The organism is Flaviflagellibacter deserti (assembly GCF_042652085.1).
Taxonomy (GTDB): Bacteria; Pseudomonadota; Alphaproteobacteria; order Rhizobiales; family Methylopilaceae; genus Flaviflagellibacter; species Flaviflagellibacter deserti.
On record NZ_JBHSJF010000006.1, the window covers coordinates 622,141 to 636,039 of the forward strand.

At 66.2% G+C, this 13,899-nt stretch carries 13 protein-coding genes and 1 riboswitch; of the genes, 7 read left to right on the forward strand and 6 right to left on the reverse strand.

The genetic code is table 11. The features are described 5' to 3' along the window. The first annotated feature begins 3 nt into the window (after positions 1-3). The 3 genes from ACFPFW_RS10010 (at position 4) to ACFPFW_RS10020 (ending at position 6,224) form a co-directional block, all read left to right on the forward strand. Positions 4-1,806 (forward strand): NirA family protein, encoded by a 1,803-nt coding sequence (locus ACFPFW_RS10010; RefSeq protein WP_114955747.1) that lies wholly within the window; start codon positions 4-6, stop codon positions 1,804-1,806. Next, entirely contained in the window at positions 1,803-3,419 is a 1,617-nt protein-coding gene (locus ACFPFW_RS10015; RefSeq protein ID WP_114955746.1) for a sulfite reductase subunit alpha, read from the forward strand. Before ACFPFW_RS10010 ends, ACFPFW_RS10015 begins: the two co-directional genes overlap by 4 nt. A 105-nt stretch (positions 3,420-3,524) precedes the next feature. Beyond that, positions 3,525-6,224 carry a nitrate reductase gene (locus tag ACFPFW_RS10020; RefSeq protein ID WP_379770515.1) on the forward strand — a complete coding sequence of 900 codons (2,700 nt, stop codon included), beginning with the start codon at positions 3,525-3,527 and terminating at the stop codon, positions 6,222-6,224. Positions 6,225-6,268: 44 nt separating this feature from the next. Here the strand turns inward: ACFPFW_RS10020 and ACFPFW_RS10025 are convergent, their stop codons facing one another. Together ACFPFW_RS10025 and ACFPFW_RS10030 are read right to left on the reverse strand one after the other, a co-directional pair. Continuing rightward, positions 6,269-6,703, reverse strand: coding sequence for a BA14K family protein (locus ACFPFW_RS10025; RefSeq protein ID WP_379770518.1), 435 nt, complete (start codon positions 6,701-6,703; stop codon positions 6,269-6,271). A 72-nt stretch (positions 6,704-6,775) separates the two neighbouring features. Next, a complete protein-coding gene (locus ACFPFW_RS10030) occupies positions 6,776-7,108 on the reverse strand; it encodes a hypothetical protein (protein WP_114955744.1) in 333 nt (110 codons plus the stop codon). A gap of 248 nt (positions 7,109-7,356) precedes the next feature. Further along, positions 7,357-7,452: riboswitch (TPP riboswitch) on the forward strand. Between ACFPFW_RS10030 and thiO the strand changes: the two genes are divergently transcribed. The 4 genes from thiO (at position 7,442) to ACFPFW_RS10050 (ending at position 10,242) form a co-directional block, all read left to right on the forward strand. After that, positions 7,442-8,617, forward strand: a complete 1,176-nt coding sequence (gene thiO / locus ACFPFW_RS10035; RefSeq protein ID WP_114955743.1) for a glycine oxidase ThiO — start codon at positions 7,442-7,444, stop codon at positions 8,615-8,617. Its footprint overlaps the riboswitch before it by 11 nt. A gap of 5 nt (positions 8,618-8,622) precedes the next feature. Continuing rightward, positions 8,623-8,829, forward strand: a complete 207-nt coding sequence (gene thiS, locus ACFPFW_RS10040) for a sulfur carrier protein ThiS (protein ID WP_114955742.1) — start codon at positions 8,623-8,625, stop codon at positions 8,827-8,829. 1 nt (position 8,830) lies between these two features. Further along, entirely contained in the window at positions 8,831-9,616 is a 786-nt protein-coding gene (gene thiG / locus ACFPFW_RS10045; protein ID WP_114955741.1) for a thiazole synthase, read from the forward strand. Further along, positions 9,613-10,242 carry a thiamine phosphate synthase gene (locus ACFPFW_RS10050; protein ID WP_379770524.1) on the forward strand — a complete coding sequence of 210 codons (630 nt, stop codon included), beginning with the start codon at positions 9,613-9,615 and terminating at the stop codon, positions 10,240-10,242. Before thiG ends, ACFPFW_RS10050 begins: the two co-directional genes overlap by 4 nt. Here the strand turns inward: ACFPFW_RS10050 and ACFPFW_RS10055 are convergent. The 4 genes from ACFPFW_RS10055 to trpD all read right to left on the reverse strand — a co-directional run bounded on the left by ACFPFW_RS10055 (position 10,217) and on the right by trpD (position 13,898). Further along, positions 10,217-11,440 (reverse strand): molybdopterin molybdotransferase MoeA, encoded by a 1,224-nt coding sequence (locus ACFPFW_RS10055; protein ID WP_114955740.1) that lies wholly within the window; start codon positions 11,438-11,440, stop codon positions 10,217-10,219. The two genes, ACFPFW_RS10050 and ACFPFW_RS10055, sit on opposite strands and share 26 nt — an antisense overlap. Before the next feature lie 2 nt (positions 11,441-11,442). Further along, complete coding sequence (gene moaC / locus ACFPFW_RS10060; RefSeq protein WP_114955739.1) at positions 11,443-11,919, reverse strand: cyclic pyranopterin monophosphate synthase MoaC; 477 nt, start codon at positions 11,917-11,919, stop codon at positions 11,443-11,445. Continuing rightward, the gene (trpC, locus tag ACFPFW_RS10065) at positions 11,919-12,734 is read right to left on the reverse strand and encodes an indole-3-glycerol phosphate synthase TrpC (protein ID WP_114955933.1); all 816 of its coding nucleotides are present in this window, start codon (positions 12,732-12,734) and stop codon (positions 11,919-11,921) included. The genes moaC and trpC overlap by 1 nt, the downstream gene beginning before the upstream one ends. A 150-nt stretch (positions 12,735-12,884) precedes the next feature. Then, positions 12,885-13,898, reverse strand: a complete 1,014-nt coding sequence (gene trpD, locus ACFPFW_RS10070) for an anthranilate phosphoribosyltransferase (protein ID WP_114955738.1) — start codon at positions 13,896-13,898, stop codon at positions 12,885-12,887. Between the last annotated feature and the right edge of the window lies 1 nt (position 13,899).

The following is a 13,899-nucleotide window of genomic DNA, read 5'->3' on the forward strand; positions in this document are numbered from 1 at the left end:
ATGATGAGCGGCGATTTTTCAGCGGAACAGAAACGCTATCTCGAAGGCTTCGTCTCGGGGCTGGGCGCGATGCGCTCGTCGCGCGGCCTGCCGCCACTCGGCGCGCGCGGCGGCGCGATGCCCGGAATGGCTCCGGCATCGGCCCCCGCCGAGCCCACTGGCCCGGACGCCGCCGGCCTCAAGGCGCAGCTCCGCACGGAAGCCGAGGGCAAGAAACTCGATCCCATCGAGATCGCCCGGCGCGAGGAAAACGGCCTCGATTCCTACAGCCGGATGAAGAAGGCAGCGAAGGACGGCGTCTATCCGAAGGGGCCGGACATTCTGCGCTGGCGCTATCATGGCCTGTTCTTCGTCGGGCCGGCGCAGGACAGCTACATGGTCCGATTGCGCATCCCGAACGGGGTGATGACGCACTGGCAGTTCGCGAGTGTGGCCGATATCGCCGAGGCGCATGGCGGGCCATATGCCCATGTGACGACGCGGGCCAATCTGCAGGTTCGCGAGATTCCGGCGACCGACGGCATCCAGGTGCTGGAGAAGCTCGTTGCACTCGGCCTGACCTGCAAGGGCTCAGGCGCCGACAACATCCGCAACGTCACCGGTACGCCGACGGCGGGCATCGATCCGCAAGAATTGCTCGATACCCGACCCTATGCCAGCGAGTGGCACCACCACATCCTGAATGATCGCTCGCTCTACGGTCTGCCGCGCAAGTTCAACGTGGCATTCGATGGCGCCGGACTGATCACGGCGCTCGAGGATACCAACGATATCGGCTTCTCGGCGGTCGAGGTGAGGGACGGGTTCGGCGTCGAGGCCGGGGTCTGGTTCCGCCTTGCGCTCGGCGGCATCACCGGCCACAAGGATCTGGCGCTGGACACCGGCGTCATCGTGAAGCCGGAGGACACGACCCGTGTCGCGGATGCGATCGTCCGCGTCTTCGTCGACCATGGCGACCGCACCGATCGCAAGAAGGCGCGGCTGAAATACGTGCTCGACGCCTGGGGCTTCGACAAGTTCCTGGTCGAGGTCGAGGCGAAGCTTGGCGAGGCGCTCGTCCGCGTTCCAGGCGAAGCCGTGATCGAACGGCCGGCATCCGACCGGCAGGCGCATATCGGCGTCCACAAGCAGAAGCAGGATGGACTGAACTGGATCGGCGTGACGCTGCCGGTCGGCAAGATGACCGTCGAGCAGATGCGCGGGATCGCCAAGATTTCCCGCGATCTCGGTGACGGTGATATCCGGCTGACCGTCTGGCAGAACCTGCTGGTTTCAGGCGTCCGCGACGCGAACGTTGCGCTCGCCGTGGCGGCCATCGAGGCGATGGGGCTAGGGATTTCGGCGACAGCGGTACGGGCCGGCCTCGTCGCCTGCACCGGCAGCGAAGGATGCAAGTTCGCGGCGGCGCCGACCAAGCGCAATGCCGAGGAAATCGCGCTCCATTGCGACGCGACGGTGCAGGTCGATCGGCCGGTGAACATCCACCTGACCGGCTGCCACAACAGCTGTGCCCAGCATTACATCGGCGATATCGGCCTGATCGGTCAGCGCGTCACCGTCTCCGATGAGGGCGATACGGTCGATGGCTACAATGTCTGCGTCGGCGGCGGGTTCGGCCCCGATGCCGGTATCGGCCGCGAGCTCTTCCAGGACGTGAAGGCCGAGGACGCGCCGCGCCTCGTCGAGCGGATGCTGAAAGGCTGGATGGCCAATCGCTCGTCGGACGAGGAAAGCTTCGCCGACTTCACCCGCCGTCACGAGATCGACCAACTGACCGCGATCTTCGCGGCGGAGGCCGCGGAATGAGCGTTCAGCCGTCACCCTTCTTCTCGCCGGTCCTTCCGGACAATGCCCCGTTCTCGTCCGAGCAGCGGGCCTGGCTGAACGGCTTCTTTGCCGGGATGTTGTCGCTCGACGGCGCCGGCCCGGCGAGCCTGTCGTCGGAGCAGGCCGCTGCCTTCATGCCCGGACTGCCGGGTACGGCAGAACCAGCCGAAGTCGACGACGGCGCGCCGTGGCACGACCCCACCATGGCGATGGACGAGCGCATGGCCCTGGCCGACGGCAAGCCGCTGAAGCGCCGGATGATGGCGGCAATGGCGCAGCAGGACTGCGGCCAGTGCGGCTACAATTGCGAAGACTATTCGAACGCGATCGCTCTCAAGAAAGAGGAGCGCCTCAATCTTTGCCAGCCCGGCGGCAAGGAGACGATGCGCATGCTGAAGAAGCTCGCCGCGGAACTCGACGGTGGCGCGGCTCCGGCAGTTGAGGCAAAGGCTGAGACGCAGGCGGCGCCCGCCTCGGCACCGGGGCGCTCGCGGGAGCACCCCGTCGACGCGACCTTCCTGAGCCGGTCGCGGCTGAACAAGGGTGCGTCCGCCAAGGAGACCTGGCACGTCGAGTTCCAGCTTCCCGACGGACTGGACTACGCCGCCGGCGACAGCTTCGGCCTGATGCCGGTGAACGACGCGGGCCTGGTCGACGCGATCATGGCGCGGCTCGGTCTCGCGGCCGATGCGACAGCCGACGGCAAGTCCGTGCGTGACGTGCTGCTGCGCGAGAAGGCGATCGGCGCTGCCCCCGACGCTTTGTTCGCGCTGATCGGCGAGATGGCCGAGGACCCCGACGAGAAGGTGAAGCTGGCGCGGATGGCCGAAGGCGAGGACCCCGACGGCGATCTCGACGTGACTGACGTCTTGGCCGCGCTCGACAAGTCGCCGTCCACCATGCTGGAAGCGGGCGCTTTCCTCTCGGTGCTCGACCCGCTGCAGCCGCGCCTCTATTCGATCTCGTCGAGCCCGAAGGCACAGGCCGGACGGTTGACGCTGACCGTCGACGCCGTTCGCTACGAGATCGGCTCCCGGGAACGGCTGGGCGTCGCATCGACATTCCTCGCTGGACGTATCGGCGAGGGAGCAAAACTCCCGGTGTATGTACAGAAGGCGCACGGGTTTGCTCTGCCGGCGGACGGCAGCGTGCCGATCATCATGGTCGGGCCCGGCACCGGCATCGCCCCGTTCCGCGCATTCCTCCAGGATCGGCTGGCGACTTCGGCGACCGGCGGTGCGTGGCTGTTCTTCGGCCATCAGCGGCGAGACAACGACTTCTTCTACGAGGAGGAATTGGCGGGTCTCCAGACGGCCGGAGCGCTGACGAAGCTGTCGCTCGCCTGGTCGCGCGACGGCGACAGGAAGGTGTATGTACAGGACCGGATGCGCGAAGAGGGCGCCGAGCTCTATCAATGGCTTGAGCGTGGCGCGCATTTCTACATCTGCGGCGACGCCAAGCGCATGGCGGCCGATGTCGACCGGGCGCTGCATGCGATCGTCGAGGAGCACCGTGGTTGCGATGCGGTGGCGGCTAAGACCTATGTCGCCGCGTTGAAGGCGGCGCATCGGTACCAGGCCGATGTGTATTGAGGTGGGTGTTTTTCTTTCTCCGCCGTCATGCTCCGGCTTGACCGGAGCATCCATCAGCAGCGTCGCACGGGTCCTCCGGTCTAGCCGGAGGACGACGACTTATAAATGCCTGGCCTCAGAGGCGTCGTCTCGTCCATGACCGCGCATTCCGCCGATCACGAGCCGGTTCGTACCACGTGCCCTTATTGCGGTACGGGATGCGGGGTCCTGGGCGGGCCGGCGCCCATGACGCCGGGCGATCCCGAACATCCGACCAATTTCGGCCGCGTCTGTGCCAAGGGCTCGGCACTTGGCGAGACGCTGGGACTGGAAAACCGCCTGCTGCATCCGATGGTCGGCGGACGGCGTGCGAGCTGGGACGAGGCACTCGACCTGACCGCGCGCCGCTTCGCCGAGGCGGTCGAAAAGCACGGGCCGGATTCGGTCGCCTTCTATGTCTCGGGCCAGCTCCTGACCGAGGACTATTACGTCGCCAACAAGCTGATGAAAGGCTTCATCGGCTCGGGGAACATCGACACCAATTCCCGGCTCTGCATGGCCTCCTCGGTTGCTGGCCACAGGCGAGCATTCGGCGAGGATCTCGTGCCTTGCAGCTACGAGGACCTCGACGAGGCTGATCTTGTCGTGCTCGTCGGCTCGAATGCCGCCTGGTGCCACCCGATCCTGTTCCGGCGGCTGACCGATGCGCGGGCGCGGCGTGGGACGAAGATCGTGGCGATCGATCCACGCCGGACCGCGACGGCTGCCGACGCCGATCTCTTCCTGCCGGTCCAGCCGGGGACCGATGTCCTGCTGTTCAACGGACTGTTGGCCCATCTGGCGCGAGTCGGCCGGATCGACCGCGACTTCGTCTCGGAACACACCAACGGCTTCGAGGATGCGCTGGCCAAGGCGCAGTCCGACGCGCCGGAGTTTTACGCGATCGCCGAGGAATGCGGCGTTCCGTTCGATGATCTCGTCGCGTTCTATGACCTGTTCGCCGCAACCGAGCGCACGGTTACCGTCTATTCGCAGGGTGTGAACCAGTCGTCGCGCGGCACGGACAAGGTCAACGCGATCATCAATTGCCATCTGGCGACCGGCCGGATCGGCCATGCCGGCATGGGCCCGTTCTCGTTCACCGGCCAGCCGAATGCGATGGGCGGGCGCGAGGTCGGCGGACTGGCGAACCAGCTCGCCGCGCATATGACGTTGGAGAACCCGGCCGATCTGGATCGCGTGCAGCGGTTCTGGAAAACACAGAAGCTCGCGACCGCGTCGGGGCTCAAGGCGGTCGACATGTTCGATGCGCTGGCTGACGGCAGGATCAAGGCGCTGTGGGTGATGGGGACCAATCCAGCGGCGAGCATGCCGAACGGCAACCAGGTGCGGAAGGCGCTGGCCAATTGCGATTTTCTCGTCGTGTCCGATTGCGTCCCGGGGACCGACACGGCACGCCATGCCGACGTGCTGTTTCCGGCCGCCGGATGGGGCGAGAAGGACGGTACGGTCACGAATAGCGAGCGGCGGATTTCGCGCCAGCGGGCTTTCATGCCGCTGCCGGGCGAGACGCGTCCGGATTGGCGGATCGTCTGCGATGTCGCACAGCGGATGGGGTTCGGCGAGGCATTCGGCTTCCGGAACGCGGCATCGATCTTTCGCGAGCACGCGGCTTTATCGGCGTTCGAAAACCACGGTGAGCGGGTCTTCGATATCGGCGGCCTCGCCGATCTGACGGACCATGAATTCGAGGCGCTGAAACCGGTGCAATGGCCGGTGCCGGCGGGCCAACGGGCTGGAACCGCGCGACTGTTCTGCGACAGGCGTTTCCCGACGCCGGACGGCCGGGCGCGGTTCATTGCGGTGGGTCAGCAGGCTCCGGCGAACGCGACGGGGCAGGGGCATCCCGTCGTCCTCAATACCGGGAGGCTGCGTGACCAATGGCACACGATGACCCGGACCGGCGAGGTTGCGCGGCTGATGGCGCAGGCTCCCGAACCGGTGCTGGAACTGAACCCGGCTGACGCGATTTCGTTGGGGATCGCAGACGGCGGGTTCGCCGAAGTATCGAGCGCGTGGGGACGAGCAGTGGCGCGCGTGCGGGTGACCACCGACCAGACGAAGGGTCAGGCCTTTTTGCCGATGCACTGGACGGACGACGTCACCGCCCATGGTTCACCGGGGCGAGTTGCAAATCCGGCCTGCGACGCGGTGTCGGGCCAGCCGGAACTGAAGCATACCCCGGCGCGTCTGGCGCCGTTCGCTGCGCGCTGGGAAGGACTTTTCCTGTCACGCCGGCGCTTCCGTCCCAGGGGGTTCGGCTACTGGGCGCGATCGGCCGTTCCCGGCGGTTATGCGTATCGGCTTGCGGGGTTGGAGCCGGCGGGAGAAGGGATCGTCCTCGGCCTTTCGCTGATGGCGAGCCAGAACGGGCTTCTCGACTATCATGACCGGCAGCGAGGTCTTTTCCGCGCGGCGGCGCTGGACGATGGCGGCGCGATGACCGAGTGCCTGATGGTGGGTGGTCCCGCCGGCCTGCCGGACCCCGTCTGGCTGATGGAATTGTTCGCCGACAGGCGCGTTGTGACGGCCGGAGAGCGGCGAGTTCTGCTCGGAGCGCGGTCGGTCACGCCCCAGCCGTCCGAGGGGCGGATCGTCTGCTCGTGCTTCGGCGTCGGCGAGGAGCGGATCCGCCGGGCGATCCGGGATGGGGTCGGCGATACGGCGGCGCTTGGGCGGGTGCTGAAATGCGGCACGAATTGCGGCTCGTGCCTGCCGGAATTGCGCGACCTCGTCTCGCAAGAAGCGCCGGCGGTTCCGGCATAAAAACCCCCGCTCCGTTGCCGAAGCGGGGGTTCGTCTGGGTCGCCTTACGGGCAGGCGTGCCGGAAACCGTCGTAGCCGAGATAAGTGCCGCTACGCGGGTCGTATGACCTGAAGCGCGCCGCGCAGTACTCGTCATTACGGTCGTAGGAGCCTGCATTTGCCGCAATGGCGCCGGCCGTCAGGCCGATGATGCCGGCGGCGAAGGCCGGACCGTAATAGTCCCGATAGCCATAGCCGTAATGGCGGTGGCGATAGCCGTAATACCGGTGGCCGCCACGATTGCCGTGCCAGCGACCATGACGGTTGCCGTGCCAGCGATGACCGCCGCCATGCCGGCTGCGGATCTCGGTCACATTGCTCGTCTTCTCGGCGGCCGCGACGGCGGCCGGTGCGCTTCCGGCGAATTGCGCCGCGGCGGGGCTTACGAACGAGCCGGCCGCCATGAGCGCCGCGATGCCAGTTGCGAGAAACTTTTTCATTCCCATCCTCCGGTGATCCATACCCAACCCCGGTCTATGAGAATTGTACGCACGGGAATCGGGTTCCCTGCGCTAAAGATTCGATATTTCCGGAAGGCTTGCGCCGCATGGCGCGTCAGCCTGCCTGCCTTTTTCCGCCGCCTCGGCGCGGCTGAGGCTTTCCAGCCGCTTCTCGACCTCGTCGAAGAGGGTGTTGAGGAAGTCGGTCGCATGGGCCCAGACGCGATCGCTCTTCTCATCGCAGTCGCGTTGCATCAATTGCAGGGAGGCCAGCATGCCGGAGCGCATCGAGCGGATACATTTGATGCCATCCGGGCCGACATCGCGGGCGTGCTGGGCGAGCAGTCCACGCAGAACCAGATCCTGTGAGATCAGCCAGCCTTGCAGAACTTCGATCTGGTCCATCGGCGCCCGATTTTCTGCGAGCGCCTGTTGAAAGATGCCCGGTCGCGAATCAAAACGAATCCGGACCCTTGAATAGGGGATTGCCCGTATAAGTTAGATTAATTTGACGGCCTGAAAATGCGCTGGCAGCTGAGCTGCATTTGCTATGCCGCATGGCCACAGGTTCGCGCGGCAGGCTAAATGCGTGTAGAGTATGGAGATTGTGGAAGGGCGGCTTGCACGGCGGGAACGCCGCGATTATGTCGTCTTGAACCGCGCCGGGGTGCCGCTGTTCAGCGGCTGAGATCAAACCCGACGAACCTGATCTGGGTCATTCCAGCGAAGGGAGCGTGAATGGACAGGGTCATCAATCTGAGTGAGCGCATGGCCGGTACCCGCTTCGACGTAGCCATCGTCGGCGGCGGCATCATCGGCCTGTCGATCGGCTGGAAGCTCCGGAAACGCGGGCTTTCCGTCGCGGTGTTCGAGCGCGACGTCGTCGGGTCCGGCGCGACGCGGGCCGCGACCGGCATGCTGGCCGCGACCGCCGAGGTCGAGGCCGGCGAGGATGATCTCCTGCCGCTGACGCTCGCCAGCCAGGAACTCTGGCCCGCTTTCGCCCGCGAGCTTGAGGACGTGAGCGGGCTTTCGGTCGACTACAAGGCCGAGGGTACGATGGTCGTGGCGCTCGGCCGCGAGGAAGTCGACCGGTTGCGCTTCCGGCATGATCTGCAGAAGCGGCTCGGCCTGAACACCGAATGGCTGTCCGGATCGTCGGCGCGCGAGCGCGAGCCGGGGCTTCGCCCCAACGTTTCGGGCGCCATCCTCTGCGAGCAGGATCATCAGGTCGACGCCCGGAAGGTCGCGGCCGCCCTGGCCGAGGCATTCAAGCGCGCGGGTGGCGTCCTGTTCGAGAACACGCCGGTCGTTTCGCTGGAGCGGAGCGGCGGGCGGATAACCGGCCTATCGACCGCGACCGAGACCTATTCGGCAGGCACCGTCGTGCTGGCCGCCGGAGCCTGGTCGCCGGAACTCGTGCCGGAGATCAGCCTGCCGGTCCGACCGCTGCGCGGTCAGTCGCTGGCGCTGCGGATGGATCCGCGCATGCCGGCGCTGACCCACGTCATATGGACCGAGCAGATCCATATGGCGCCGAAGGGAGATAATCGCCTGATCATCGGCGCGACCGTGGAGGAGCGCGGCTTCGACAAGGTCAACACCGCCGGCGGCGTCTTCGCGCTGCTGGAAGCGGCGCGGAGGGTTCTTCCGTCCATGGAAGAGCTGGCGATCGACGAGATATGGGCCGGCTTCCGGCCGACTTCGCTCGATGATGCGCCGATCTTCGGCGAAGCAGGGATCGACGGGCTCGTGCTCGCGACCGGCCATCACCGCAACGGCATCCTGCTCGCACCCGTTTCCGCGCGGGCGATCGAGCACCTGATCCTGGACGGACGGATGGATGGCCCGGAAACTGGTTTCACCTTTCAGCGGTTCGGCAAGAACAGCAGCCGGCTGACCGGAGGACTTTGAGGACCATGGAACTGACGATCAACGGCCAGACGCGCCAATGCGGTGCGACGACGGTCGATGACCTGCTCAAGGAAGAGCTCGACGAGGGCCATACGCGGCGCGGCATCGCGGTCGCGCTGAACGGGCAGGTTGTGCCCCGCGCCGAATGGGAGCGCGTGACCTTTTCCAAGGGCGATCGCGTGGAGATCGTCCGCGCGCTGCCGGGAGGCTGAGATGGCGAACACCGACATTTTCGACGATCCCTTTGTCGTCGGCGGCGAGACGTTCCGCTCGCGGCTCTGGATCGGCACGGCCGGTTATCCGAACCAGAAGGTGCTGCTCGACAGCGTGCAGGCCAGCCGCGCCGAGATGGTGACGATGTCGATCCGCCGCGTCTCGCTGGCGGGGCAGGGCTTCGATACCGTCAAGCTTTTGTCGGACTACAAGTTCCTGCCGAACACGGCTGGCTGCGAGACGGCGCGCGACGCGATCCTGACGGCCGAGCTTGCCCGCGAGGCGCTCGAGACGAACTGGATCAAGCTTGAGGTCATCGGTGACCGGGAGACGCTCTATCCGGACGTTCAGGAACTGCTGAAGGCGACCGAGGAACTGATCTCGCGCGGCTTCACCGTGCTGCCGTATTGCAACGACGATCCGGTGGTCTGCCAGCGGCTGGCCGATCTCGGCGCGGCGGCGGTGATGCCCATGGGCTCGCTGATCGGCTCGGGCATGGGCGTCGCCAATCCGGCGAATATCGAACTGATCTGTAACCGTTCGCCGGTTCCGGTGGTTGTCGATGCCGGTATTGGCACTGCTTCCGACGCGGTAATTGCGATGGAACTCGGCGCATCGGCCGTCCTGCTGAACACGGCGGTCGCCAAGGCGGCCGATCCGGTGCGGATGGCGGCGGCGATGGGCCATGCCGTTGATGCCGGACGCCTGGCCTATCTGGCAGGCCGTATCCCGCGCCGCGGCCGCGCGGAGCCGTCGAGCCCGCAACTCGGCCTCGTCGGTTCGTGAACCGGCTGCCGCGTCTTCTCATCATCACTGACCGGACCCAGGCGAAAACCTCGGTCGAGGAGGTGGTGGGGAAGTTGTGCGGCAGCGGTTGTGGCTGGATCCTCTTCCGGGACAAGGACATCGCCCCTGCCGAGCGGCGCGATATGGCGCTCCGGCTGCGCGAGATCACGCGAGGCTGCGGGTCCAGGCTCTCCGTGAGCACCGATGTGGCCCTCGCGGCGGAGATCGGCGCGGACGGGGTCCACTTACAGAGGGCCGAGGATATCGGGCCCGCCCGCGAATTGCTCGGCTCGGCTTGGGTCGGCCTCTCGGCGCACTCGCTCGGCGATGTCGGGTCGGCAAAGGAAGCGGGTGCGGATTACGTGACGCTCAGCCCGATCTTCCCGACCGAAAGCAAGCCGGGATATGGGCCCGCGCTCGGCCTCGAGACGATCCGTCTGGCGGCGGAGTTCGCCATCCCGGTCTTTGCGCTCGGCGGCGTGACCCCGACTTCGGCGCATCCCTGCATCGAGGCGGGCGCCTATGGCCTGGCTGTAATGGGCACGGTGATGCGCGCCGACGATCCGGCTGCAATTGTACGTGAATACGGACGCGCGTTCTCTACAAGTGCTCGTCGAGCCGGATGATCCGGCACGGATCGCCTTTCGAGCGCGGCGCATCTTCCGGAGGCCGCATGATCAGGCAGTCGGCCTCGGCGAGCAGGCGTAGCATGGACGAATCCTGCCTGCCGAACGGCATGGCCGTCGCCACACCGGTTTCCGACAGGGTGAGCTTGCCCCTCATATAATCCTGGCGACCCTGATTTTCGCCCAGTGACGTGCCGAGCACCGCATACTCCAATTGGTGATGGACGTCCCTGCGCCCCTGCAGAGCGCGCAGCAGCGGCACCATGAACAGGAAGGCGCAGACATGGGTCGAGACCGGGTTTCCCGGCAGGCCCAGCATGCGGATGCCGTTCATGTTGCCCGCCATCATCGGGCGGCCCGGCCGCAGGGCGACACGCCAGAAATCGAGTTTGAGCCCTTCGGCTGACAGCGCCTTGTGAACGAGGTCATGGTCGCCGACGGAGGCGCCGCCAGTCGTGACGATCACGTCCGCATTGAGGTCGCGTGCGTGGCGGGCCGCGTCCTGGATCGCCTCCAGCGTATCGCGTGCGATGCCGAGCTCGATCGGCTCGCCGCCGGCAGTCCGGACCATGTTCTCCAGCATGATGCCATTCGAGCCGTTGATCTGGCCGTCGCGCGGCTCTTCGCCCGGCTCGACCAGTTCATCGCCCGTCGCGAGAATGGCGACACGCGGGCGACGTGCGACGACGATTTCGGAGCGTCCAGTTGCGGCGACGAGCGCTACCGACCGCGCAGTCAGAAGAGTGCCTGCCTCCAGCAGGACATCGTCGGCGCGGAAATCAAGACCCGCCGGGCGGATATGCTGATTGGGCTTCGCATTGATGATGATGCTGACGCGATCGCCCTCGCGAACCGTATCTTCCTGCGCGACCACGGCGTCCGCGTTTTCCGGCACCGCGCCGCCGGTGAAGATGCGGACGGTCTGGCCCGCCTCAAGCCTTCCGGAGAACAGATGGCCCGCGGCCGATTCGCCGATCAGACGGAGTTCGGCGCCTTCCACGGCATCTGCTGTGCGAACGGCGTAACCGTCCATCGCGGATGACGGGAACGAAGGCTGGGTGCGGAGGGCGGTGATGGGCTCAGCGAGCGTACGTCCGGCTGCCATCGTCAGCGGAACCGCTTCGGTGCCGAGGAGAGTCGCGCCGCGCAGGACGTGTGCCAGTGCCTCGGCGACCGGAAGGAGCGGTTGGCGGCTCATGCTCAGTCCGCGTGCCAGTCGCCGGAACGGCCGCCGGATTTGGCCAGAACCCGGATGTTTTCTATCCGCATGCCGCGATCGACCGCCTTGGCCATGTCGTAGATGGTGAGGCAGGCGACGGAGACGGCCGTCAGCGCTTCCATTTCGACTCCGGTCTGGCCCTTGAGCTTGGCGGTTGCCGTGACGTGCAGGCCGGGAAGAGCGAGATCGGCTTCGATATCGACCGTGACCTTGGACAGCATCAGCGGATGGCAGAGCGGGATCAGGTCCGAGGTGCGCTTGGCGGCCATGATGCCGGCGATGCGGGCTGTGCCGATGACGTCGCCCTTCTTGGCGTCGCCGCGCAGGATCAGGTCGAGCGTCTCGGCGGCCATGACGACGCGGCCCTCGGCCCGCGCCTCGCGCTCGGTCTCGGCCTTGTCTGAGACATCGACCATGTGGGCCTCGCCGCTCTCGGCGATATGGGTGAGCCTGGACATCACTCGGCGGCGGAGCGGGCGTGCGCGGAAGCCAGAAGCGCGCGGGTCGCGGCTTCGACGTCCGCCTGGCGCATCAGGCTTTCGCCGACGAGGATCGTGCGAGCGCCGGCCTCGGCAACGCGGGCGACGTCGGCCGGGGTAAAGATGCCGCTCTCTCCGACGATGATGCGGTCGCTCGGAATCTTCGGCGCGAGACGCTCGGTGATCGAGAGCGAGACCTCGAAGGTCCGCAGATCACGGTTGTTGATGCCGATCATCCGGGCGTCGAGCTCCAGCGCGCGGTCGAGTTCCGCTTCGTTATGCACCTCGGCGAGGACATCGAGACCCCAATCCTTCGCAGCTTTGGCGAGGTCACGAGCTTCGGCATCGGTGACGCCCGCAAGGATGATCAGAATGCAATCGGCACCCCATGCGCGCGCTTCTGCGACCTGATAGGGCTCATAGAGGAAATCCTTGCGGAGCGCCGGCAAGGAGCAGGCGGCGCGGGCGGCGGTGAGGAACTCCGGAGCGCCCTGGAAGCTTGGGCCGTCGGTAAGGACGGACAAGCAGGCAGCACCGCCAGCCTCATAAGCGCGGGCGAGGGCAGGCGGGTCGAAGTCGGCGCGGATCAGGCCTTTTGACGGGCTCGCCTTTTTTATCTCGGCGATGAGCGCCGTCTGGCCGCCTGCGATCTTCCCTGCGATGGAATCGGCAAAGCCACGAACGGGCGGCGCACGCATCGCCCGAGCCGAAATCTCGACCAGCGGCACGGTCGACTTGGCTTCCGCGATTTCGCGTCGTTTGTAGGCTTCGATCTTCGACAGGATGTCGGTCATGGGATGGTTCATTACCTCTCCCAAGGGGAGAGGTCGAGTCACGGCGGAAGCCGTGACCGGGTGAGGGGTAAAAGCTGTCGATAGGCCTTACCCCTCACCCGCTCGCCTGCCGGCGAACCGGCCCTCTCCCTAAGGGAGAGGGGCAGACCATCACGAATTCGAAACTTCGATCAGCTTCTCCAACCGCGCCCGAGCGGCACCGGTGTCGATGCTCTGCTGGGCCAGCACCACGCCCTCCGCGAGGTTCTCGGCCTTGCCTCCGACGACGAGACCGGCGGCCGCGTTCAGCACCGTGACATCGCGATAGGCGTTGTCGACGCCGTCGAGAACGCCGAGCAGAGCCGCCGCATTATAGATGCCGTCGCCGCCCTTGAGGTCTTCCGCCGTGCAGCAGGTGAGGCCGAACGTGCGCGGATCGATGTCGAACAAAGTCACCTGACCGTTCCTGATCTCGGCGGCGTGGCTCAGGCCGGTACCGGTGATCTCATCCAGGCCATCGGACCCGTGGACGACCCAGGAATGCTCGGTGCCGAGCGCCGCGAGCGCATGGGCGATCGGCTCGACCCAGGCGCGCGAGAACACACCGACCATCTGGCGCGTGACGCCGGCCGGGTTCGAGAGCGGGCCCAGTATGTTGAAGATCGTGCGGATGCCGAGTTCGGCGCGGGCCGGGCCGACATAGCGCATCGCCGAATGATGGTTCGGCGCGAACATGAAGCCGATGCCGGCCTCGTTGATGCATTCGGATATCTTTTCCGGCGGGATGTCGATCTTTACGCCCAGCGCAATCAGCACGTCCGCCGAGCCCGATTTGGAGGAAAGCGCCCGGTTGCCGTGCTTGGCGACGGGAATGCCGGCGCCAGCGACCACGAAGGCGGCGCAAGTAGAGATATTGTACGAGCCGGCGCTGTCGCCGCCGGTGCCGACCACGTCGACCGAGCCAGGCGGAGCGATGACCGGTGTCATCTTGGCCCGCATGACCGAGACCGCGCCCGCGATCTCGTCGACGACTTCGCCACGGATGCGGAGCGCCATCAGGAAGGCGCCGATCTGTGCGGGCGTCGCCTCGCCGGACATGATGATGTCGAACGCGGCGGTCGCTTCCTCACGTGTGAGGGGACGGCCGTCGGAGACACGGGCGACGAAAGGCTTGAAGCTGTCCATC

Excerpts from the sequence above, each read along its gene's own strand:
- ACFPFW_RS10010 (WP_114955747.1), top strand. The coding sequence starts at position 4 with ATGAGCGGCGATTTTTCAGCGGAACAGAAACGCTATCTCGAAGGCTTC.
- ACFPFW_RS10015 (WP_114955746.1), top strand. The coding sequence starts at position 1,803 with ATGAGCGTTCAGCCGTCACCCTTCTTCTCGCCGGTCCTTCCGGACAAT.
- ACFPFW_RS10020 (WP_379770515.1), top strand. The coding sequence starts at position 3,525 with ATGCCTGGCCTCAGAGGCGTCGTCTCGTCCATGACCGCGCATTCCGCC.
- ACFPFW_RS10025 (WP_379770518.1), bottom strand. The coding sequence starts at position 6,703 with ATGAAAAAGTTTCTCGCAACTGGCATCGCGGCGCTCATGGCGGCCGGC.
- ACFPFW_RS10030 (WP_114955744.1), bottom strand. The coding sequence starts at position 7,108 with ATGGACCAGATCGAAGTTCTGCAAGGCTGGCTGATCTCACAGGATCTG.
- thiO (WP_114955743.1), top strand. The coding sequence starts at position 7,442 with ATGGACAGGGTCATCAATCTGAGTGAGCGCATGGCCGGTACCCGCTTC.
- thiS (WP_114955742.1), top strand. The coding sequence starts at position 8,623 with ATGGAACTGACGATCAACGGCCAGACGCGCCAATGCGGTGCGACGACG.
- thiG (WP_114955741.1), top strand. The coding sequence starts at position 8,831 with ATGGCGAACACCGACATTTTCGACGATCCCTTTGTCGTCGGCGGCGAG.
- ACFPFW_RS10055 (WP_114955740.1), bottom strand. The coding sequence starts at position 11,440 with ATGAGCCGCCAACCGCTCCTTCCGGTCGCCGAGGCACTGGCACACGTC.
- moaC (WP_114955739.1), bottom strand. The coding sequence starts at position 11,919 with ATGTCCAGGCTCACCCATATCGCCGAGAGCGGCGAGGCCCACATGGTC.
- trpC (WP_114955933.1), bottom strand. The coding sequence starts at position 12,734 with ATGACCGACATCCTGTCGAAGATCGAAGCCTACAAACGACGCGAAATC.
- trpD (WP_114955738.1), bottom strand. The coding sequence starts at position 13,898 with ATGGACAGCTTCAAGCCTTTCGTCGCCCGTGTCTCCGACGGCCGTCCC.